The organism is Streptomyces sp. AA4 (genome assembly GCF_000158875.1).
Lineage (GTDB): Bacteria > Actinomycetota > Actinomycetes > Mycobacteriales > Pseudonocardiaceae > Amycolatopsis.
This window is the reverse complement of sequence record NZ_GG657747.1, coordinates 233,755-253,307: the sequence shown is the minus strand read 5'-3', so window position 1 is coordinate 253,307 and position 19,553 is coordinate 233,755. Positions and strand designations below refer to the sequence as shown.

Here is a 19,553-nt window from a genome sequence, read left to right as displayed (position 1 = left end):
CTCGGCGGAAATGCAACTCTATCGAGTGATCAAGAATGCGGAGAGTCGCGGCGAGTTATCCGTTCCGCTCGACACGTTTGAGTCCCTGGCGCGCCAAAACCGCGAGCGGACGCTGGTACGCCGAACCGAGCACGCGCGGGATCGCGTCGATCACGTACGCGTCCGGTCCGATGAGGATCCGCGCGGACCGCCTGCGCACGCCGCGCAGGATGGTTTCGGCCGCTTTCTTCGGTGTGGTAAGGGCGATTTTGTCGAATCCGGCCGCCGCCTTGGCTTGGTCGCCGCCTGCTCCGCCGCGGGCGTTGCGGGCGATGTTGGTCTTGATCCCGCCCGGATGCACACAGCTGACGCCGACCGGATGCCGCGCCGCGAGCATTTCTTCGCGGAGTGACTCGGTGAATCCGCGAACGGCGAACTTCGCCGCGTTGTACGCACTCTGCGTAGGCACTCCGACGAATCCGAACACGCTGGAGATATTGACGACGTAGCCGTCGCCGGAGTCGATGAGGTGCGGCAGGAATGCCTTCGTGCCGTTCACGACCCCGCCGAGGTTGACGCCGAGCAGCCAGTCGAAGTCCTCGAACGTCATGTCCTCGACGGTCGCGCCGAGCGCCACCCCGGCATTGTTGACGACGAGGTTGACCCGGCCGTGCTCCCGCACGACGTCCTCGGCGTGGGCGAGCACCGCGGCCCGGTCCGCCACGTCGAGCGAATGGCCCCGCACCTCGGCACCGCGTTCGCGAGCTTCGCGCACGGTGCTGTCGAGACCTTCGGCGTCGACATCGGACAGTTCGAGGACCGCGCCGTGCAACGCGAGTTCGAGCGCCAGCGCCCGCCCGATGCCCGAGCCCGCTCCGGTGATCACTGCGACTTTGTTCGAGAAGTCCTTCATCGTCTCCCCACCCTGGTCTCACCGCGTTCTCTGATACTAGTGACGAGGACCAGTACAGGAGGTGGCATGCGGCGCACGGTGATCGGGCTGTTCGCACTAATGAGTGCGAGCGGCACCATCGTGGCATGCGCTGAGCGCGCGGCGGACGAACCGGCGGTCGCGCCGCCGTCTTCGTCGCCCCCGGCGAAGCCGGTCCACGCGTCCATCGGCGCCCTGTTCGTCGACGGCTCGCATTACTGCACCGCGAGCGTCGTGCACAGCCCGCGCGGGGACGAACTGCTCACCGCCGCCCACTGCATCCACGACGGCGAAGGCGGCGGTTACCTGGCCAATGTCACGTTCGCCCCCGGTTTCCACGACGGCGTCGCCCCGTACGGATACTGGCAGGTCGGAAACGAACTGGTCGCCCAAGGATGGATCGATTCGTCCGATCCGAACCTGGACGTCGGTTTCGCGACCGCCCGCCAAGACGGCTCGCCCGAACCCCTGGAAGCGGTGACCGGAGCCAACCAGCTAGGCACGAACGGTCCCTTCGCCCGCCAGGTAACCGTGTCCGGCTACCCGGACGGCGTCGACGAGGTGGCGACCTGCGAAACCCACACCCAGCAGCAAGACGAACACCAGATCCGAGTCGACTGCCCCGGCTTCGCCACCGGAACGAGCGGCAGCCCGCTGGTCGCGGACCCGTCGCCAGACACGAAAACGGGCACAGTAGTAGGCGTGATCGGCGGCTACGAAGGAGGCGGCTACACCGACGACGTCTCGTACTCGAGCTACTTCGACGACCAGATCACCGATCTGTACAACCGAGCAACCACGATGCCGTGACATGATGCGGCGATGAGCACGCGCGACGTCCCGATCACCGGCGAACCGATCCGGCTGGGCCAATTCCTGAAACTGGCCGACCTCGCAGACAACGGCTCACACGCGAAAGACCTGATCGACGCAGAAGAGGTGACGGTCAACGGCGAGGTAGAAACCCGCAGGGGCCGCCAACTAGCAGACGGCGACGTAGTAGCAGTAGGCACCGAAAAGGCCCGCGTCTCCCTCTCCCGCTGACCCTCCGGGACACTCCGGCAGCAAGTCCCTCAGGGTTCTCCTCACGGCATTAAAACCGCCGCCAAACCACCCAAACACCGGGGGCACCCACCCCTCCCCCCAACCCCGATACAAAGCCGCCCTGCGGTTCGGGGGTGCTTGTCAAGGCATCTTTCCCGCCTTGACAAGCACCCCCGAACCGTCAGCACAATCAAAAATCGGGGTGCCCACGCAACCAAGGAGGGGCGCAATGTCGCCGCCAGGCGACGAGCCGACCCGGCCCCAGATCACCCCACCGTAGTCAACGGCGCCAACCCCACCTTCAACGCCAAAGAATCCAACTGCCTCCGCACCGCCCCAGGCAACGGCACCCCCAACGCCCGGCACTGCTCCAGATACTGAGCCTCCCGCCACCCGGGATACCGCACCGGAGCCCCGCCCTCCCACCCGAGCATGCTCCCGAAAACCGCACTGGCGGCCCGGTAAAACCCATCCGCACTACGCAACGTCGTAGGCGCGATCGCCAGCACCAGCAACCCAGTGTCGTGCTCATGATCGGCCACCCCGGACAACACCCCGGCCAGCACGTCCACCATCAACGCGAACCCGGCGAACCGAGGATCCCGAGCAGCATCAGCGAGATCGATATCGAACACGAACTCCGGATAAGCCCCGGCAGGCGCGGCCATCCCCAGCGGATGCACCGGCTGATCCGCGTACCCGCCGGCCGCCATCACGATGCCGATCATCCCGTGCGGCAAGGCCCGCGCCGCGTGATGGCCGACCCGCCCGAACGGCCCGACCCCGCGCACCGACAACAGCCCAACGCCAAACCGCCCGGCCCGCTGCACGGCCCGATCCATCGCGTCGCCCACCGCCCAAAGCCCGGACGCACGACGGTAATCGACAAGCGCCGCCGCTCCGCGGTCCGCAATCAGCAGTGGTTGCGCACCAGGACTGACCAATCCGTTTTCGATCGCGGGCAGATGCACCCGAGTCAGCTCCCCGACGCCGGTTTCCGGCGCGCCGGTGAGGTCGCCGTGGCACAACGCCTCCGCGGCCGGACGGGCGCGGTCTTCGGGAAAGCCTTGTGCCATCAGGACAACGGAAACGAGCGTGACCAGTTCGTCGGCGGGAACGCGGTGCCAGGCCTGCTCGGGAATCGGGGTGTCGGCGGGAACTTCCGGGACGGGGCGGCTGAGCCGGGGAGAACGTGGTCTGAGGGGCACTTCATCAAGGTTGCCGGGCGGTCTCGGACCCCGTCAACGAGGTTGGCCCTAGAGTGTGATGCGGTAGGCCGCAGAGACGTACCCTGAAGCACATGTGCCGAAACATCACGACGCTGCGCGGCCTGCAGCCCGCCGCCACCACCGAAGAGATCGAAGCCGCGGCGCGCCAGTACGTGCGCAAAGTGACCGGGGTGCAGTCCCTTTCGGACGCGACGCGCGAACCGTTCGAGGCGGCGGTCGCCGAAATCGCCCAGATCACCGCGCGATTGCTGGAAGAACTCCCGCAACGCCGCCAGCCGCCGGCGACCGTGCCGCCGCTGCGCCGTCCGGAAGTCCAGGCGCGGATCGCCCTGCGCGAGGCCAAGAAAGCCTGACGCCGCAATCATTCCACCTCTTGCCCGGGAAACCGCGGCTTGATCTCCTGGTTGAGGTAGCGCCCGGGGCTGTCGGCGGCCATCAGCTCGCGATGCACGCGCGCGGGCACGAGGTGGTAGCGGTAGACGCTGCCGTTGCGGAACCCGATTTCCAGCACCGACTTCGCGGCGTCGTAGCCGACGTCGCGAATGACGGAAGACTCCACGGGAACCCGGCGCACAGCACGGCCAGGGTACCCGCGCGGACCGCGGCGGGAGCGACCAGCGCCGCCGCGGCGTTCACCCGGTCGATCGAACCGGCCTGCCGCCGACGAAAGCCGAAAACAAAACGGCCCCGGTCTCCCGCGGCGGGCGCGGAATCCGGGGCCGGACACTCGGGGCGTCCAGCGGAAGCGGAGGGATTTGAACCCCCGGTAGGTTTCCCTACGGACGCTTTCAAGGCGTCTGCATTCGGCCGCTCTGCCACGCTTCCTTCTAGGTCAGGGTATCGCGCCGTCCTTCGACGTCGTCCAGGTGTTCGAGGACGCGGGTGAACGCCGTGGCCACCGCGGTCTGCTCGTCCGGCGTCAGCAGGTCGATCAGGTGCTCGCGGGCGCCGCGCACGTGCGTCGGCGCGGCTTCGGCCAGTACCCGCAGGCCCGCGTCGGTCAGTTCGGTCAGCACGCCGCGTTTGTCCTCCGGGTCCGGGCGGCGCGTGACCAGCCCGGCCACCTCCAGTTTGCCGATCTGGTGCGACAGCCTGCTCTTCGTCGAGCCCAGCAGCGCAGCCAGCTCGGTCATCCGCGTGCACCGGTCCGGGGTCAGGTTCAGGCACACCAGGACCTCGTAGTCCGCGAGCGAGATGCCGTGGCTCTCGGTCAGTTCGCGATGCAGCCGCTGGCGCAGCCGCAGCGACGCGACGATGTAGGCCCGCCAGGCGCGCTGTTCTGCCGGGTCGAGCCAGCGCACGTCCTGGTCATCGCTCATGTCCGGAAGAGTAGAAGGCCGGATTTTCCCCTCCGTTTCGGCCCGGCGTGAAATTCCCGGGCGAACTTCCCCCAATGGAGGGTTACGAAAAGGTTGAGACTCGGCGCGAAGAAGCGCATCCTCGGGAGACAGCGGAGGGACGACGAGGATCCCCCAGAGCGCGCCGAAGGGCACGCCGGGCCGCGTTTCCCCCCGGGAAAGGCCAGGTGGTGGCATGGCAGGTAGTTCCCGCGGTTGACCGCCCGCTGTGACCCCGCGACCGGCACGGCCCCGTTCCGGTTCGGTCGCGATTGCGAACAGCACGAGCACCCGTGCGCTCGGCATCGGCCACGCGCACCCGGCGTCGTTATGCCGCTGCTTCTCTTCGCGGCCTCGGCACCGCGAAGGCAGCGCCGGACGCCAGCCCGGCCGGTGGCCAACCGCTGTCAACGAAACCTCGGTAGTACCTGGGTGCGGCCCCCAGCGCAGGGGCCGCACCCAGCCCCGTTCCCGGGTTTGCGGCTACCCTTTCCGCGTGCGATTCGACGACAACGCGGATCTGGACGCCTCCGAGATCCAGGACATGCGCGGCAGCGGCGGAGGCGGCGGCATCGGCGGCCGCGTGGCCCTCGGCGGTGGCGGGCTCGGCATCGTCGGCCTGGTCATCTACTTCCTGTTCTCCCAGTTCGGCGGCGGACCCAGCACCGGCACGTCGCCCGCGGTGGGCGGGGTCGGGCTCGGCGACGTCCAGTCCGGACAGCAGCTCGACTCCGGCACGCTCGCGAAGAAGTGCAAGACCGGAGCCGACGCGAACCGGGACCACGACTGCGCGATCGTCGCGATCGTCAACTCCATCCAGGACTACTGGACGCAGGAGTTCTCCCGCTCCGGCCAGACCTACCGCAAGGCGACGACCCGCTTCTTCACCGGCGGCGTGCGCACCGGCTGCGGCGGCGCGACGTCGGACACCGGCCCGTTCTACTGCCCGGCCGACTCCTACGTGTACATCGACCTGTCGTTCTTCAACGAGCTGAAGACCCGCTTCGGCGCGAAGGGCGGCCTGTTCACCGAGGCGTACGTGCTGGCCCACGAATACGGCCACCACGTGCAGAACCTCACCGGCACGTCCAAGCGCGGCACCGGCACCGGGCCGACGTCCGGTTCGGTCCGGCTGGAACTGCAGGCCGACTGCTACGCGGGCGTCTGGGCCAACCACGCCAGCACGACCCCGACCAGCTCCGGGAAGCCGCTGGTCCAGGACGTCACGCAGGACGACATCTCGCGCGCGCTCGACACCGCGTCCCGGATCGGCGACGACTACATCCAGAAGAACCTCGGCAACGGCCACGTCGACAAGTCGAGTTTCTCGCACGGCACCTCGGCGCAGCGCGAGAAGTGGTTCACCACCGGCTACCGCACCGGACAGCCCGCGAGCTGCAACACCTTCAGCACCAACGACCTCGGCTGACCCGGGATACAGTCGGGCGCATGCACGCGATCACGATCCGCGAACCCGGCGCCCCTGACGTGCTCGAATGGACCGAGGTCCCCGATCCGGAGCCCGGTCCGGGCGAGGTGCTGCTGGACGTCACGGCCAGCGCGGTCAACCGAGCCGACCTGCTGCAGCGCCAGGGCAACTATCCGCCGCCGCCCGGGGCGAGCGACATCCTCGGCCTCGAATGCTCCGGCACGATCGCCGAACTCGGCGAGGGCGTCGAGGGCTGGCAGGTCGGCGACGAGGTCTGCGCGCTGCTCGCCGGCGGCGGGTACGCCGAACGCGTCGCGGTCCCGGCCGGGCAGCTGCTGCCGGTGCCGGGCGAGATCGAGACGGTCGCCGCGGCCGGGCTGCCCGAGGTGGCCTGCACGGTGTGGGCGAACGTCGTGATGCACGCCGGTCTCGGCGAAGGCCAGGTCCTGCTGGTGCACGGCGGCGCGGGCGGCATCGGCACGCACGCGATCCAGGTCGGCAAGGCGCTCGGCGCGACCGTCGCGGTCACCGCGGGTTCGCCGGAACGGCTCGAACGCTGCCGCCAGCTCGGCGCGGACCTCACGATCAACTACAAGGACCAGGATTTCGTCGAGGTGCTGCGCGCCGAGACGAAGGGCGCCGACGTCATCCTCGACAACATGGGCGCGAAGTACCTCGACCGCAACGTCGACGCGCTCGCCGCGGACGGCAGGCTGGTCATCATCGGCATGCAGGGCGGGATCAAGGGCGAGCTGAACATCGGCAAGCTCCTGGGCAAGCGCGCGAGCGTGTTCGCGGCCGGGCTGCGGTCCCGTCCGCTCGACCAGAAAGCCGCGATCGTCGCGGATGTCCGGAAACGGTTGTGGCCCTTGGTGGAACAGGGTTCGGTGCAGCCGATCGTCGGCCACGTGGTGCCGATGGCCGAGGCCGCGTCCGCGCACCGGATGCTCGAGGAGGGCAGCATCTTCGGGAAGGTCCTGCTCGCCGCGAAGTCCTGACCTCAGCGCAGTTCTTCGAGCACCCGCACCAGCTGATTGATCTCGAACACGTTGGAGTAGTGCGCGAGCCCGATCCGCACCGCTCCCCCGACCTCGCCGACGCCCAGCGACGCGAACACGCCGCTGGTGCCGTCGTCGGCGAACGCGCAAAGCCCTTGCGACGCCAGGTATTCGGCGACCTGGGACGCTTTCGCGCCGGCCACCGCGAAGGCGAGCGCGGGGATCCGGCGCATCGCGTCGCCGATCACCATCACGTGCCGCAGCGAGCGCAGTTCCGTGGACAGCTGCGCGAGCAGGCCCGCGTGGTACGACTTGGCCGAGCCGAGCGACGTCACGAGGCGTTCGCGGCGGGAGCCGGTCGCGGCGTCGTCGAGGCCGGCGAGGTAGTCGACGGACGCGACGAGACCGGCCAGCAGCGGGTACGCGTGCGGGCCGAGTTCGAGCCGCGCGGGACCGGTGGCGGCCGGGTCGAGCGACGCCGACGAGATGCGCTCCAGCAGCTCCGGGTCGCGGAACACGAGCGCGCCGACCGACGGGCCGCCCCACGACGGCGCGGAGACGACCATGACGTCGGCCCCGAGTTCTTGCAGGTCGAGCGGCACGAACGGAGCGGCGTAGGTCGCGTCGACCACCACGAGCGCACCGACCCGCTTGGCGAATTCGATCACCGTCGGCACGTCCGGCCGGGTCCCGACGGACCCGGACGCCAGTGTCACCGACACCGCTTTCGTCCGCGCGGACACGAGGTTCTCGTACTGCCACGCGGGCAGCTCGCAGGTCTCGATGTCGATCTCGCTCCACCGCACGACCGCGCCGACGCGTTTCGCGGCGCGCCGCCACGGCGCGATGTTGGCCTCCTCGTCGAGCCGGGAGACGACGATCTCGTCGCCGATCGTCCAGCGTTCGGCGAGCGCGTCGACGAGACGGCGAAGCAGGACCGGCGCGCTCGGGCCGAGCACGACGGCGGCCGGGTCCGCCCCGACCAGATCGGCCACGGCCCGGCGGGCCGCGGTGACGATGCTTTCCGCCCGCTGGGAGGCCGGAAACGCTCCGCCCGGCCCGGACACCGGCGCCCGCATAGCTGTCGAAACGGCCGAAGCGACCTGTTCGGGCACGAGCATTCCGGCGGCGCCGTCGAAGTGAATCCAGCCGTCGCCAAGCGCGGGGAAGAGCCCACGGATACGAGCGACGTCGAACGCCATGGGGACACCGTACGGACGTGCGGTTTCGCGGTTGCCGCGGGGTTGGGCAGAACTGCCCGAACGGCCGCTAGGCTCGGGGCAGGACCGCTGACCGACGGGGATGGAGCATATGAGCGAGCCGAACTTCGGGGGAACGGGCGCAGCCAGGGACGCGGAGGCGCCGCGCGTGGTCGTCGTCGGACCGGACGGCGTCCCGGTCGGCACCGCGCAGACGGCACCCGAGGGCGAGGAGAACGAGTCCGTCGGCGACCTGGTCGAGGAACCGGCCAAGGTGATGCGCATCGGGACCATGATCAAGCAGCTGCTGGAGGAGGTCCGCGCCGCACCGCTGGACGACGCCAGCCGCAACCGCGTCCGCGAGATCCACCAGACGTCGGTGCGCGAGCTGGAGGAAGCGCTCGCGCCCGAACTGCGCGAGGAACTGGAGCGCCTGGTGCGCCCGTTCACCGAGGACGAGACCCCCTCGGACGCCGAACTGCGGATCGCGCAGGCGCAGCTGGTCGGCTGGCTGGAGGGGCTGTTCCACGGCATCCAGACCGCGCTGTTCGCGCAGCAGATGGCGGCGCGGGTGCAGCTGGAGCAGATGCGCCGCGGCCTGCCCGCGGGGTCGTCCGGCTCCGGCGGCCACCCCGGCGAGGGGCACGGGCACGGCATCACCGGAACCGGGCAGTACCTCTAGCTTTCCCGGGAGAAGAACGCTCGAAGATCGCCGATCAGCAGGTCGGGTTCTTCGAGCGCCGGGAAGTGCCCGCCGCGCGGGAATTCCGTCCACCGCACGATCCGGTCGGTGCGCTCGGCCAGCGAGCGCAGCGGAAGCCCGATGTCGTCCGGGAACACCGCGACCGCGGTCGGCACGGTCGACGCCGGCAGCGCCGCGCCCCACTGGACGTCCTGGTCGGCGTAGATCCGCGAGGACGACGCGGCGGTGCGGGTGAACCAGTAGATCGAGACGTTGGCGAGCAGGTCGTCGCGGTCGATCAGGTCGTGGTCGGTGTTCGAGAAGGCCCGGAACTTCTCGGCGATCCAGGCCAGCTGCCCGGCCGGGGAATCGGTGAGGCCGTAGGCGAGCGTGTGCGGTTTGGTGGACTGGATCATCGCGTAGCCGATGCCGGTCCGCTGGAAGGCCCGGGATTTCTCCAGCGACCGCTGTCCCTTCGCCAGTTCGTCCCCGTCGAGCCCGGCGAGGTCCGCCTCGTCGCGCGCGACCGCGGAGGGCAGCATCGTGACGTGCGCGCCGAGGACCCGTTCGGGGAACTGGACGCAGAGTTCGCGGGAGATCAGCGCGCCCCAGTCCCCGCCGTGCGTGCCGAAGTTGCGGTACCCGAGGCGGGTCATCAGCTCCGCCCACGCCCGCGCCGTCCGCGCCGGACCCCAGCCGCGGTCGGGGGTCGGGCCGGAGAAGCCGAACCCGGGCACGGACGGGACGACGACGTGGAACGCCTCGGTGGCGTCGCCGCCGTACGCCCGCGGGTCGGCGAGGGGGCCGATCAGGTCCAGGAACTCGACGATCGAACCGGGCCAGCCGTGGGTGAGGAGCAGCGGGACGGCGTCCGGTTCGGGGGATTCGAGGTGCAGGAAGTGGATGTTCGCGCCGTCGATCGTGGTGGTGAACTGCGGGAAGCCGTTGAGGCGCTCTTCCTGTGCCCGCCAGTCGAAGCCCAGCCGCCAGTAGTCGGCGAGGTCTTGGACTTCGGGCACCGGAATGCCCAGCTCCCACGCCGGGTCGGCGAAGGGGTCCGGCCAGCGGGTGTCGGCGAGACGGCGGCGGAGGTCGTCCAGGTCGGTCTGCGGGACCTGGACGCGGAAGGGGGTGAGGTCGTGGGCCATGAGGGGAAGCTATGCGGGATTGCGGACCATTCCGGTCCTCAATCGGCGACGCGTTCCCGGGACGGCGTCCGCCGGCTCAGTCGCGCCGCCGGGGCCACCGGCGCCGTTGGGCGGGCGGCTCCACGGGCGGCTCCTCGGGCACCGACGGCTCCGGCTCCTCCTCGACCGGGCGGACCACCGGCGCGTAAACCTGTTCGGCGATCTTCCGCTTGCTGTCCTTGAAGCGGGCCAGCGTCTCTTCCGCGTACCCTCCCGCGTCCGGGCGGTCCGGGACCTGGGAGAGGTCTTCGAGCAGCGTCCAGTTCGAGCCGAGCTCGGCCAGGGAGCGATGCTTCGTGGCGTAATAGTCCGGGTGGATGCTCACCGCGACGCCGGACGCCCCGGCCGCGGCCGCCAGCATGTGGACGTGGAACCGGGTGGAAATCCAGGTTTGCTCCGGCCCGGCGGGAAGGCCGTGCGTCCAAATGTGCGAAAACGGATAAAACCGGGCGCCCGGCAATTCGCGTTCGAGCAACGAAAAGACTTCGCGGTCGACCCGGGGCACTCCCTCGACGACGCCGATCTTCGCCGGGTCCGTCTTCCAGGCGCGCAGCATGGAAAGCACCGAGCCGGCCAAGGCGCCGATGCCGATCTCGACCAGGTCGGATTGCAGGCACAGCATTACTTCGGGCAGGTCTTCGGAGTGGTCGTAGCGGTCCGGCCCGAGAGTGAGGAAGGCGTCGTCGAGGCCGACCGGACGGCCCAGCAGATCCGCTGACGCACTGTCGCGGACCTCGACCACCTCGAACCGGTCGGCGAGCGCTTTCACCAGCGGCGCCGAACCCTCGCAGGCGGGCAGCAGACCCTGTCCGGTCATGGCCGCCCGGCCGCCGGACCGTTCGACCGCGGCGACCGCGCCCGCCAGCAAGCCGATCTGCTTGGGCCACAGCTTGTTGATGTATCCGCCGCCGACCACGTGCACCACGTCGGCCTTCGCCAGCAGTTCGACGCTGTGGTGCAGGCGCGGCATCATGCCCGGGCTGTGCACCGCGTCGCGCACCCAGGCGGCAGCGCGCCACGGGTCCTCGTCCGGCGACTCCCAGCACAAACGCCACAAGGTGTCGGTGAACTTCGCCCGCGGGTGAATGCCGTCGAGCAGGACGCTGGCCGGCCCCGGCGAGTGCGTGTCCACCCACACGTCGGCGTCCGGGGCGGTCTCCGCGAGGTAACCCAGCCAGCCGGCGGTGATGAGCTCGTCACCGTAGTTGGGGTGGCCCACCGGCGCGACCAGGTGGTACTGCGCGCGGGAAGAAACAGACTTCGGGTGCGAAGCGCTGATTTCGGGGACCGGCATCGGCTCATCGTAACGGCGCGCACACGCGCCGGTCAGCACGGGTGAGAAGGATCGGGCGGCCGCGCGACGGGTCGGACCTAGCCCGCCTCGCCCCATCGGTACCCTCGTCCACGTGCATGCCACCAGCACGGTTCACGCAGCCGAACCCGATGTCTCGACTCCGGTTCCACCGTCGTCGGACAGCAAGACGTTCGCGCGTGCCATCGACGACATCAAGACCGGTTTCGCCGCCCGCGAGCTTTGGACCCATCTCGGCTGGCAGGACATCAAGCAGCGCTACCGCAGGTCCATCATCGGGCCGTTCTGGATCACGATCAGCCAGGGTGTCATCGCGCTCGGTCTCGGCCTGCTGTACTCGCAGCTGTTCCGCACGCCGATCGAGGTGTTCCTGCCCTATCTCTCCACCGGCTTCATCATCTGGGGCTTCATCCAGGGCTGCCTCACCGAGGGCATGGAGACGTTCATCGCGAACGAGGGCCTGATCAAACAGGTCCCCGCGCCGATCAGCGTGTACGTGCTGCGCACGATCTGGCGGCAGACGCTGCTGCTGGCGCACAACATGATCGTCTACGTCGTGCTGCTGATCATTTTCTTCTCGGCGCTCGATTCCCCGTATTCGCTCGGGTCGCCGGACGGCGCGTGTCTTCCGCACAAGTACTGCCACCCCGGGCTGAGCTGGAACATTTTCCTCGCCATTCCCGGCTTCGTGCTGCTCGCGCTCACCGCGGGCTGGGCGGCGCTGCTGCTCGGCATCATCTCGACCCGGTTCCGGGACATCCCGCAGCTGATCAACTCGCTGATCCAGCTCATGTTCTACGGCACCCCGATCGTCTGGCCGGTCGACCAGCTGCTGTCCGGCGGCGCGCGGGACGGCGCGTCGTGGGCGCTGCCGATCATCAAGCTGAACCCGCTTTACCACTACATGCAGGTGGTGCGGTCGCCGCTCATCGGGCAGGCGGTGAGCTGGTCCAGCTGGGTCGTGGTCGGCGGCATCACCGTCGTCGGGTGGGGGCTCGCGCTCGTCGCCATGCGCAATTACCGGTCTCGCGTCTCGTATTGGGTGTGACAGATGGTCAGCATTGACGTCCACAACGCGTACGTGGACTTCCCGATTTTCGACGCGAAAACGCGTTCGATGAAAAAGCGCGTGCTCGGCAAGGTCGGCGGAAAGATCAGTTCCGACCAGAAGGTGCCGATCATCGAGGCGCTGCACGACGTGTCGATCAGCCTCCGCGAGGGCGACCGGGTCGGCCTCGTCGGGCACAACGGCGCGGGCAAGTCCACGCTGCTGCGGCTGCTCGCCGGGATCTACGAGCCGACGCGCGGATCGTCGCGGATCGTCGGCCGGATCGCGCCGGTGTTCGACCTCGGCATCGGGATGGACCCGGAGATCTCCGGCGTCGAGAACATCCTGATCCGCGGCCTGTTCCTCGGCATGAGCGCCAAGGAAATGGAGAAGCGGGTCGACGACATCGCGGAGTTCACCGAACTCGGCGACTACCTGCAGATGCCGCTGCGGACGTACTCCACCGGCATGCGGGTGCGGCTCGCGCTCGGCGTCGTGACCTCGATCGACCCGGAGATCCTGATCCTCGACGAGGGCATCGGCGCGGTCGACGCGGCGTTCCTCAACAAGGCCCGCGACCGGCTCAAGGACCTGGTCAAGCGCTCCGGCATCCTGGTGTTCGCGAACCACTCCGACGAGTTCCTCATGGAGCTGTGCGACACCGCGATCTGGATGGACGAGGGGCACGTCCGGAAGCAGGGTTCGCTGCGCGAGGTGCTCACCGAGTACAAGGGCCGCGACCCGTTCGAGAACATGAGCCAGGAAGGTCTCGAGCGCCTCGGCATCGAGCCCGCGACCACGACGAACGGCGGGGAATGATGACCGGCGAGACGCGAGAGCTGCCCGACGGCGCGGTCGTCGGCGTGGTGGTCACGCGGCACCGGCGCGAGCTGCTCGCGGACTCGCTGAAGGTCATCGCCGCCCAGACCCGGCCGGTCGACCACCTCGTCGTGGTCGACAACGGCCCGGACAAGTCCGCGCGGGACGTCGTGGAGGCCTACCCGCTGCCGTACACGTACCTCCCGTCGCACCGGAACCTCGGCGGCGCGGGCGGTTTCGCGCTCGGCATGCTGCACGCGCTGTCGCTCGGCGCGGAGTGGGTCTGGCTCGCCGACGACGACGGCCGCCCGGCGGACGAGCACGTGCTCGAGATCCTGCTGGAGGAAGCCGAAAAGCGCGGTCTCGCCGAGATTTCCCCGGTGGTGGCGAACATCGACGCGCCGGCGAAACTCGCGTTCCCGCTGCGCCGCGGCCTGACCTGGAAGCGCTCGTCGGCCGAACTCGGCACGGATTTCCTGCCGGGCATCGCGTCCCTGATGAACGGTGCGTTGTTCCGCGCGTCCACTTTGGACGTCACTGGCGTGCCCGACCTGCGCCTGTTCTTCCGCGGCGACGAGGTGGAACTGCACCGCCGCCTGGTGCGGTCCGGCCTGCCGTTCGGCACGTCGCTGCGCACGACCTACCTGCACCCGGACGGTTCGGACGAGTTCAAGCCGATGCTGGGCGGGAAATTCCACGCGCAGGACCCGGAGAACGAGGTCAAGCGGTACTACACGTACCGCAACCGCGGGTATTTGCTGTCGCAGCCGGGAATGCGCAAGATCGGGGCGCTGGAGGTGCTGCGCTTCGGCCTGTATTTCGTGGGCGTGAAGCGGGACCCGAAGGCCTTCGTGCAGTGGCTGAAGCTCGTCCGGCAGGGACGGGCGGAGAAGTTTTACCGGTACTGACGCCGGTCAGTCCGTTGTGGACGATGGGCTCACCGTCCACAACGGACTTTCGCGTTATTCCCCGATGACCGGCGGCGCGGAACGGTGCCCGCCGTATTCCTCGTTCTCGTCGATCTCCATCACGAACGCGGGCTGGTCGTTGCCGTCGTCGTACGGACGGGCGCCGAAGCCCATGCCCGGGCGGGCCGGGGCGCCGCCCATTCCTCCGGCCGCGACGTCCGCCGCGCCCGGGGACATGGCTCCGTCGCCGGGGCCGAACGAACCGCCGCCGCGGCCGACCTTGTTTTCGTGCTCCTCGTCGGCGCCGAAACCGCCGCCGCCACCGCCCATCATGCCGCCCATCGGCATCGCGCCCATGCCCATTCCGCCCGCCCCGGCGCTGCCGCCGCTCGAGGCCGCTTGGGCGGCGGCCGGTGCGTAACCGGCCGCGGTGGTCGCGCTGTCCGGCATTGGCTGATGCACGGCACCGGTGAACTGGCTCGGGCCGCTGACCGTCGGCGCGCTCGCGTGCCCGGCCACCGCGCCGCCGCCACCGGCAGCACCCACCGAGGCTGAACCAGCGTCCGCGGCAACCGGAGCGGGAGCGGGCGCAGGGGCAGGAGCAGGGGCGTCGTGGTGCTCCGGACCAGTCGGCATCGCCACCGCGGCCCCGCCGCCCGCCGCGACCCCGAACTTCGGCGGGTGCGCGAAAGTCGGCTGCTTCGAGCCCGACGAGTACAGCGAAGCGTCGTACTTCGACATCGTCTCCGCGGCCTGCTCGTGCGCGGAACGGCTCTCCTGCTGCTTCTTCAGCGTCGCGTCGATCTCATTGCTCATTTCGAGCGGGCTCGCGTGCGACCATTTGTCGAATTCCTCGGACCAGTCGAATGGGACCGCTTCCGGCATCGAATGCTTCGCCGCCTGCGCCGCGGACGCCTGTTCCTCGACGATCTGCGCGGCCAGCTTCGCGTTCTGGCCGTTCGCCTCGGCCCATTCGGCGAGGCTCACGAAATACGCCTGCGCACCGGCCGCGGCCTCGCCGCTCCACGCGTGCGAAGCCTTCTTCACGGCCTCGCCCAATTGCGTCGCGAATTCCTCGAACGCTTTCTGCACCTCGGTGTACGCGTGCGAAACCGAGGAAACCTGCTCCACGTCGAGATTGGTCTCGACAAACGACTTCAGCTGCTGGTGCGGGTGCCCGAGGTAGTCGGCGTCCGACGGCGCGAGCCCCGGCTGCGGCGTGCTCATTCGGTGCCCTTCACGGTGCGGTGGGAATCGACGGCCTGGTTCTCGTTCTCGGTGTAGACCCCGCCGGCGCGGGCGAGGGCCTCGTCGGCCTCCTTCAGGATCCGGCCGAACTGGTCCAGCACGTCGAGGGCCGACCCGGGCGCGTCGGCTCCGCTCTTGCGGTCGTGCTCGGCCACGGTCTGCCCATACGGGTGGCTGCCGAGTTTCGGCGCGGTCGTCAGCGCCTGCGTCTGCGGCTTGAGCCGTTCGAGGCGCGTGACCATGTCGGTGAGCGCTTTGCGCAGGTCACCGAGTGCGTCGCCGTCGATGCTGAACCCGCCGGCCTTCGCGGTGTCGGCCAGCTTGTGCGTTTCGGCCGCGGCTTCGGCGATGCCCTTGGCGTTCAGCCCGCCTGCCGCCAGCGGATCAGTGCTCATGCGCCGGAGTTTACCGACGCGAGCCGCTCCGGTCAGGCGTTTGCCGAATAGCCTTCCAGCTGGGTGAACAGTTGTTGGGCCAGCCGGGCATTGTCCGCCGGGGCATAGGTGAGCCAGCGGTTTCCGTCGCTCGAATCGCGCGTGCTCAGCAGGTAGCGGCCGAGTTCGGTGTCGAACCACGCGAGCGACGGCAGCGCCCGCTCATGGCCGTTGCCGTCGCCTACGTACGGCGTGAACTGGCCGACCGCCAACCGCGGCTTCTCGAAGATCCGCTGGACCGCGCGGAGCTGCGGATTGTGCGTGCGCGGGCCGCTGACCCCGGCGAACGGGTCGTACGCGTCGCCCCGGACCGGCTGTTTCGACGGCTGCGCGACGGTCACCGACTGCCCCGGCGCGGCGGGCGTGAGCGGCAGCAGGTCGACGATCGCCGGGACGATGCCGGTCGGGCGGACCTCCTCGAAGGCGAACATCCCGTCCCGCTGGGACACCAGCACCGCGAACTGGCCGTTGGACGCCACGCGCGCGAACAGCTGCTCGTCGCCGAGCTTCGCCGCCGCGGACACCGCGAGTCCGGGCCGGGCGAACGTGGCTAGCGCGATCTGGACGTCGTCGTCGATGGTCCCCCGCCGCAGCAGGCCGCGGCTGTCGAGGTCGCGGAAGACGGCGTCGCGCACCGCGGCGCGTTCCTCGCCGGTGATGCCGATGTGCGGCACCACGAACGGCACCGGCGCGCGGCCGAGTCCGAGTTCGGCCAGCAGGAGATCCACCGCTGCCGGTGACAGCGTCAACGTGTACGGCACGACCCACCCCTAAATCCGGTCTCTCCCCGGCGAAACCGTAGTCCACTCCGCACGGTCGCGGCCATCGGCGCCAAGGGCGCGTCATCCGGAGCGCGCGGTTCGGATTCCGTTCAGGAAGTAAGCGGTGCGCCGGTCGTAGGCCTCGCGAGCAGGCCGTTCGCCGTGTTTCAGGGCGAGGGCGGTTTCGACGACGAATGCGTGCAGGTCGCCCGCCGTGAACTCCGGCCGAAGAGCCCCGGAGGCCCGTGCCGCCGCGACGAGTTCTTCGTTCGCCTCGCCCCCGACCCGGCAGATCTCCATCAGCTGCGGCGAGTTCGGATAGGTCTGCAGCAGGACGTCATTGACGGAGGGCTGGCGGTACTGGAGATCGCGCAGCCCGGTGACGTAACAGTCGATCCGCTCGCCGATGTCGTCGACGGTCCGCATGCGGTCGATGACCGCGAACAGTTCCGTCGCGACGACCTCTTCGAGCACCGCCTCGATGAGGCCGATCCGGCCGCCGAACCGGTTGAAGATCGTGGCTTTGCTGACTCCCGCCGCCTTGGCGACCTCCTCCAGCGGGACGGTCAGGCCCCGTCCCTGGAAGGCGCCGATCGCAGCGGTTCGGATCTGCTCGGAATTGCGTCTGGCGTCGGCGCGCAGCCGGGATTCCGCGGGCACCGCGACCTCGTCTCTCCACGTAAGTTGACTCGATGAGTCAGCTTACCTAAAGTCAGCGGCGGAAGAAGTTGACCCATGAAGTCAACTTATGCTCCCGAGGAAGAGACCAGGGGAATGATCGTTGTCACCGGTGCCACCGGCGGGCTGGGCAGTGCCACCGTCGAGCACCTCCTCACGCGCGTATCCGCAAGCCAGATCGGCGTCAGCGTCCGCGATCCCGCGAAGGCGCGACACTTCGCCGACCGAGGGGTCCGCGTACGACGGGGCTCCTACGAGGACCCGGGCGACTCTTTCGCCGGCGCCGACCAGGTCCTGCTGATCTCCGGCAACGACCCCGCCGCCGACCTGGTGAGCCTGCACCGGCGCGCCATCGACGCGGCCGTCGCGGCCGGCGCCCGGCGGATCCTCTACACGAGCCAGCACGGCGCCGCCCCCGGCAATCCGTACCGGCCGTCGGACCTCCACCTCGCCACCGAGGCGATCCTCGGCGACTCCGGAGTCGCCTGGACCGCACTGCGCAACAGCGCTTACGGTCCGCTCGACCAGGTGCTCGGCCCGTGGCAGCGGACCGGCGAGATCGCCCAGCCGGCAGACGGCCCCGTCCCGTACACCGACCGCGCGGACATCGCCGAAGCCACCGCGGCCCTTCTCGCCGGCGACCGCTCCGTCGACGGCCCCGTCACCCTCGCCGCTCCGGCCGCGGTCACTTTCGCCGATTTCGCCGAAATCGCTTCCGGCCTCACCGGTCGCACTGTCAATCGCGTTGTCCTGGACGACGAACAATGGGTCGCCGGGCACATCGCGAACGGGGTCCCGGAGCAGACGGCCCGGTTCCTGCTCACCTGGCACCAGGCCACCCGGGCCGGTTATTTCGCCGAATCGGGCCCGCTGCTGGGCGAGCTTCTCGGGCGCGAGCCCCGCACTGTCACGGACCGGCTCGCCGCCCGCCTCGGCGAACCCGCCTAGCCCGCTTCCGCTGTGAGCGGATCCGCTGTCGGCGAACCGCCCTTGCCGCCGATGATCACCCGCTGCTGCCATGGACCCATGGCAGATTCCAAACCAGCACTGGTCCTGCACCTTTCGGCAGGCGGAGAGCCGCTGATCTTCCCGCTCACCGCGGACAGTTCCGAAACTGTTCAGGAAAAGCTCCCGGACCTCCTGAAACACGGCGGCGTTCACTCGCTGGAAACCCGGGACGGCAACACTGTTTCGGTGAATTTCGTCCACGTGGCGGCCGCCTATGTGGACGATCTGAGCCGAAAGGGCAAATTCGGCCTGTCCGTTTAGCGGCGGACGAGGGCGAGCAGTCCGGCGCGGATCTCCGGTCTGCTCGCGGCCACGAGCAGGAACGTCGCCTCGCGCACCAGCCGGCCCGCGGGCGCCCCGGCCAGCACCGCGCTGCTGCCGGTCGCCGCGGCGAGCGCGCCCGCCGACCGGTACGCCAGCTCGGCTCCGGCGGCGCGGGCAGCCGGGAGCGTGGCCGGATCAGCGAGCCCGGCGTCGAGGCGACGACGGATTTCTTCCTGTTCGGACCGCAGCGCCGTCGCCGTTTCCTTCTCGCCGGTCGCCTCGATCAAGCAGGCGCAGCGCTCCGCGAGGCCAAGCGGCGCACACCCGTTGAGCCGGGCCGCAAACGTATTGCCGGCCACGAATTTGTCGTAGCTGACCTTGGCGAAAACCGATTCGTCGGGAATGAAGTGGTTGTTCAGCTTCAATCGCACGGTCGCGGTGCCTTGCGCGGCCATGAGCGTCAACGGCTCGGCGACCAGACTGTGCCCGACAATCGGCGACACCAACGCGTTGACCACCGTGTCGCCGTCCCGGCCGGACAGCTGCAGCAGGTCGATCGCGTCCCAGCCGCTCACGAACGGCGCCTCGCCGTCGAACCGATACCCGCCGTCGACCCGCTGAACCCGCACTCTCGGCGGCGTCGGGATCACGCCCGCATACGCGACGCCCGCGCGCAACCGTCCGCTGATCAGGTCCGCCAGGTATCGCTCCCGCAGGTCCTCCCGGTCCGTCGCGGCCAGGCCAGCGACCAGGCCGTGGTGCTGCAGCCAAGTGAACGCGGTGCTCAGGCACCCGCCGGCCAGCGCTTCGAGCACGCCGACCAGCTGCTCGAGGCCGACCCCGGAATCCGGCGCGGCGAGACCGTAGAAACCCTCCTCGGCGAGCGCGTCGAAATGCGAGCGCGGCACCACGCCCAGCCGGTCCACCTCAGCCGCCGCCGGAAACAACAGATCGTCGGCAAGAGCCCGCGCGCGGGAAACCAGGTCGGCCATGAATTCAAAGCTACCGAAAAAGACAGAAAGGGCGTCCGCGCCGAAACGCGAACGCCCTTCCCGGAC

Annotated in this window: 23 protein-coding genes and 1 tRNA gene; 11 read left to right on the top strand and 13 right to left on the bottom strand. The window is 69.4% G+C overall.

Annotated features, from left to right (window positions below; genetic code table 11):
• Positions 1-55 precede the first annotated feature (55 nt).
• Positions 56-892 carry an SDR family oxidoreductase gene (locus SSMG_RS40030; protein ID WP_009085909.1) on the bottom strand — a complete coding sequence of 279 codons (837 nt, stop codon included), beginning with the start codon at positions 890-892 and terminating at the stop codon, positions 56-58.
• Between the two features lie 66 nt (positions 893-958).
• On the opposite strand from SSMG_RS40030, the gene SSMG_RS40025 reads away from it, so the two are divergent.
• Positions 959-1,720, top strand: a complete 762-nt coding sequence (locus SSMG_RS40025; protein WP_009085907.1) for a serine protease — start codon at positions 959-961, stop codon at positions 1,718-1,720.
• Between the two features lie 12 nt (positions 1,721-1,732).
• Positions 1,733-1,954, top strand: coding sequence for an RNA-binding S4 domain-containing protein (locus SSMG_RS40020; protein WP_009085905.1), 222 nt, complete (start codon positions 1,733-1,735; stop codon positions 1,952-1,954).
• A 266-nt stretch (positions 1,955-2,220) separates the two neighbouring features.
• Here the strand turns inward: SSMG_RS40020 and SSMG_RS40015 are convergent, their stop codons facing one another.
• Complete coding sequence (locus SSMG_RS40015) at positions 2,221-3,162, bottom strand: Ldh family oxidoreductase (protein WP_009085903.1); 942 nt, start codon at positions 3,160-3,162, stop codon at positions 2,221-2,223.
• A gap of 92 nt (positions 3,163-3,254) precedes the next feature.
• On the opposite strand from SSMG_RS40015, the gene SSMG_RS40010 reads away from it, so the two are divergent.
• Positions 3,255-3,536: a DUF2277 domain-containing protein gene (locus tag SSMG_RS40010; protein ID WP_009085902.1), complete on the top strand. Its 282-nt coding sequence runs from the start codon at positions 3,255-3,257 to the stop codon at positions 3,534-3,536.
• Between the two features lie 8 nt (positions 3,537-3,544).
• Here SSMG_RS40010 and SSMG_RS40005 read toward each other — a convergent pair whose 3' ends face one another.
• The 3 genes from SSMG_RS40005 to SSMG_RS39995 form a co-directional block, all read right to left on the bottom strand.
• A complete protein-coding gene (locus SSMG_RS40005; RefSeq protein ID WP_199841111.1) occupies positions 3,545-3,742 on the bottom strand; it encodes a KTSC domain-containing protein in 198 nt (65 codons plus the stop codon).
• A gap of 181 nt (positions 3,743-3,923) precedes the next feature.
• Positions 3,924-4,008: transfer RNA gene (locus SSMG_RS40000), tRNA-Ser, on the bottom strand.
• 2 nt (positions 4,009-4,010) lie between these two features.
• Complete coding sequence (locus tag SSMG_RS39995; protein WP_009085898.1) at positions 4,011-4,502, bottom strand: MarR family winged helix-turn-helix transcriptional regulator; 492 nt, start codon at positions 4,500-4,502, stop codon at positions 4,011-4,013.
• A 514-nt stretch (positions 4,503-5,016) separates the two neighbouring features.
• Here SSMG_RS39995 and SSMG_RS39990 point away from each other — a divergent pair.
• Together SSMG_RS39990 and SSMG_RS39985 are read left to right on the top strand one after the other, a co-directional pair.
• On the top strand, positions 5,017-5,949 hold the full coding sequence (locus SSMG_RS39990; protein ID WP_009085897.1) for a neutral zinc metallopeptidase: 933 nt from the start codon (positions 5,017-5,019) through the stop codon (positions 5,947-5,949).
• Between the two features lie 20 nt (positions 5,950-5,969).
• Positions 5,970-6,947, top strand: a complete 978-nt coding sequence (locus SSMG_RS39985) for an NAD(P)H-quinone oxidoreductase (RefSeq protein ID WP_009085896.1) — start codon at positions 5,970-5,972, stop codon at positions 6,945-6,947.
• Between the two features lie 2 nt (positions 6,948-6,949).
• Here the strand turns inward: SSMG_RS39985 and SSMG_RS39980 are convergent, their stop codons facing one another.
• Complete coding sequence (locus tag SSMG_RS39980; protein ID WP_009085895.1) at positions 6,950-8,149, bottom strand: cysteine desulfurase-like protein; 1,200 nt, start codon at positions 8,147-8,149, stop codon at positions 6,950-6,952.
• 109 nt (positions 8,150-8,258) lie between these two features.
• Between SSMG_RS39980 and SSMG_RS39975 the strand changes: the two genes are divergently transcribed.
• A complete protein-coding gene (locus SSMG_RS39975; RefSeq protein ID WP_199786443.1) occupies positions 8,259-8,828 on the top strand; it encodes a bacterial proteasome activator family protein in 570 nt (189 codons plus the stop codon).
• Here SSMG_RS39975 and SSMG_RS39970 read toward each other — a convergent pair.
• Both SSMG_RS39970 and SSMG_RS39965 read right to left on the bottom strand, forming a co-directional pair.
• A complete protein-coding gene (locus tag SSMG_RS39970) occupies positions 8,825-9,976 on the bottom strand; it encodes an epoxide hydrolase family protein (protein WP_009085893.1) in 1,152 nt (383 codons plus the stop codon). The genes SSMG_RS39975 and SSMG_RS39970 overlap by 4 nt on opposite strands.
• A 76-nt stretch (positions 9,977-10,052) precedes the next feature.
• Positions 10,053-11,309 carry a polysaccharide pyruvyl transferase family protein gene (locus SSMG_RS39965; protein ID WP_009085892.1) on the bottom strand — a complete coding sequence of 419 codons (1,257 nt, stop codon included), beginning with the start codon at positions 11,307-11,309 and terminating at the stop codon, positions 10,053-10,055.
• A 112-nt stretch (positions 11,310-11,421) separates the two neighbouring features.
• Here SSMG_RS39965 and SSMG_RS39960 point away from each other — a divergent pair, with 112 nt between their 5' ends.
• Genes SSMG_RS39960 through SSMG_RS39950 form a run of 3 tightly spaced genes read left to right on the top strand, consistent with a single transcriptional unit; the run spans position 11,422 to position 14,102 of the window.
• Positions 11,422-12,375: an ABC transporter permease gene (locus SSMG_RS39960; protein WP_009085891.1), complete on the top strand. Its 954-nt coding sequence runs from the start codon at positions 11,422-11,424 to the stop codon at positions 12,373-12,375.
• Positions 12,376-12,378: 3 nt separating this feature from the next.
• Entirely contained in the window at positions 12,379-13,194 is an 816-nt protein-coding gene (locus SSMG_RS39955; RefSeq protein WP_009085890.1) for an ABC transporter ATP-binding protein, read from the top strand.
• Positions 13,194-14,102, top strand: a complete 909-nt coding sequence (locus SSMG_RS39950; RefSeq protein WP_037719003.1) for a glycosyltransferase — start codon at positions 13,194-13,196, stop codon at positions 14,100-14,102. The genes SSMG_RS39955 and SSMG_RS39950 overlap by 1 nt, the downstream gene beginning before the upstream one ends.
• A gap of 54 nt (positions 14,103-14,156) precedes the next feature.
• Here the strand turns inward: SSMG_RS39950 and SSMG_RS39945 are convergent, their stop codons facing one another.
• The 4 genes from SSMG_RS39945 to SSMG_RS39930 form a co-directional block, all read right to left on the bottom strand.
• Positions 14,157-15,329 (bottom strand): hypothetical protein, encoded by a 1,173-nt coding sequence (locus tag SSMG_RS39945; protein WP_009085888.1) that lies wholly within the window; start codon positions 15,327-15,329, stop codon positions 14,157-14,159.
• A complete protein-coding gene (locus tag SSMG_RS39940) occupies positions 15,326-15,745 on the bottom strand; it encodes a hypothetical protein (protein ID WP_009085887.1) in 420 nt (139 codons plus the stop codon). Before SSMG_RS39940 ends, SSMG_RS39945 begins: the two co-directional genes overlap by 4 nt.
• Before the next feature lie 32 nt (positions 15,746-15,777).
• Complete coding sequence (locus SSMG_RS39935; protein ID WP_009085886.1) at positions 15,778-16,545, bottom strand: ESX secretion-associated protein EspG; 768 nt, start codon at positions 16,543-16,545, stop codon at positions 15,778-15,780.
• A gap of 81 nt (positions 16,546-16,626) precedes the next feature.
• Positions 16,627-17,205, bottom strand: coding sequence for a TetR/AcrR family transcriptional regulator (locus tag SSMG_RS39930; RefSeq protein WP_009085885.1), 579 nt, complete (start codon positions 17,203-17,205; stop codon positions 16,627-16,629).
• A 114-nt stretch (positions 17,206-17,319) separates the two neighbouring features.
• Here SSMG_RS39930 and SSMG_RS39925 point away from each other — a divergent pair, with 114 nt between their 5' ends.
• Entirely contained in the window at positions 17,320-18,171 is an 852-nt protein-coding gene (locus SSMG_RS39925; protein ID WP_009085884.1) for an NAD(P)H-binding protein, read from the top strand.
• A gap of 78 nt (positions 18,172-18,249) precedes the next feature.
• Positions 18,250-18,492, top strand: coding sequence for a hypothetical protein (locus tag SSMG_RS39920; RefSeq protein WP_009085883.1), 243 nt, complete (start codon positions 18,250-18,252; stop codon positions 18,490-18,492).
• Here SSMG_RS39920 and SSMG_RS39915 read toward each other — a convergent pair.
• Positions 18,489-19,487, bottom strand: a complete 999-nt coding sequence (locus tag SSMG_RS39915; protein ID WP_037718999.1) for an acyl-CoA dehydrogenase family protein — start codon at positions 19,485-19,487, stop codon at positions 18,489-18,491. The genes SSMG_RS39920 and SSMG_RS39915 overlap by 4 nt on opposite strands.
• Positions 19,488-19,553: the final 66 nt, after the last annotated feature.

Excerpts from the sequence above, each read along its gene's own strand:
- SSMG_RS40030 (WP_009085909.1), bottom strand. The coding sequence starts at position 892 with ATGAAGGACTTCTCGAACAAAGTCGCAGTGATCACCGGAGCGGGCTCG.
- SSMG_RS40025 (WP_009085907.1), top strand. The coding sequence starts at position 959 with ATGCGGCGCACGGTGATCGGGCTGTTCGCACTAATGAGTGCGAGCGGC.
- SSMG_RS40020 (WP_009085905.1), top strand. The coding sequence starts at position 1,733 with ATGAGCACGCGCGACGTCCCGATCACCGGCGAACCGATCCGGCTGGGC.
- SSMG_RS40010 (WP_009085902.1), top strand. The coding sequence starts at position 3,255 with ATGTGCCGAAACATCACGACGCTGCGCGGCCTGCAGCCCGCCGCCACC.
- SSMG_RS39995 (WP_009085898.1), bottom strand. The coding sequence starts at position 4,502 with ATGAGCGATGACCAGGACGTGCGCTGGCTCGACCCGGCAGAACAGCGC.
- SSMG_RS39985 (WP_009085896.1), top strand. The coding sequence starts at position 5,970 with ATGCACGCGATCACGATCCGCGAACCCGGCGCCCCTGACGTGCTCGAA.
- SSMG_RS39980 (WP_009085895.1), bottom strand. The coding sequence starts at position 8,149 with ATGGCGTTCGACGTCGCTCGTATCCGTGGGCTCTTCCCCGCGCTTGGC.
- SSMG_RS39975 (WP_199786443.1), top strand. The coding sequence starts at position 8,259 with ATGAGCGAGCCGAACTTCGGGGGAACGGGCGCAGCCAGGGACGCGGAG.
- SSMG_RS39970 (WP_009085893.1), bottom strand. The coding sequence starts at position 9,976 with ATGGCCCACGACCTCACCCCCTTCCGCGTCCAGGTCCCGCAGACCGAC.
- SSMG_RS39965 (WP_009085892.1), bottom strand. The coding sequence starts at position 11,309 with ATGCCGGTCCCCGAAATCAGCGCTTCGCACCCGAAGTCTGTTTCTTCC.
- SSMG_RS39955 (WP_009085890.1), top strand. The coding sequence starts at position 12,379 with ATGGTCAGCATTGACGTCCACAACGCGTACGTGGACTTCCCGATTTTC.
- SSMG_RS39950 (WP_037719003.1), top strand. The coding sequence starts at position 13,194 with ATGACCGGCGAGACGCGAGAGCTGCCCGACGGCGCGGTCGTCGGCGTG.
- SSMG_RS39945 (WP_009085888.1), bottom strand. The coding sequence starts at position 15,329 with ATGAGCACGCCGCAGCCGGGGCTCGCGCCGTCGGACGCCGACTACCTC.
- SSMG_RS39940 (WP_009085887.1), bottom strand. The coding sequence starts at position 15,745 with ATGAGCACTGATCCGCTGGCGGCAGGCGGGCTGAACGCCAAGGGCATC.
- SSMG_RS39925 (WP_009085884.1), top strand. The coding sequence starts at position 17,320 with ATGATCGTTGTCACCGGTGCCACCGGCGGGCTGGGCAGTGCCACCGTC.
- SSMG_RS39920 (WP_009085883.1), top strand. The coding sequence starts at position 18,250 with ATGGCAGATTCCAAACCAGCACTGGTCCTGCACCTTTCGGCAGGCGGA.
- SSMG_RS39915 (WP_037718999.1), bottom strand. The coding sequence starts at position 19,487 with ATGGCCGACCTGGTTTCCCGCGCGCGGGCTCTTGCCGACGATCTGTTG.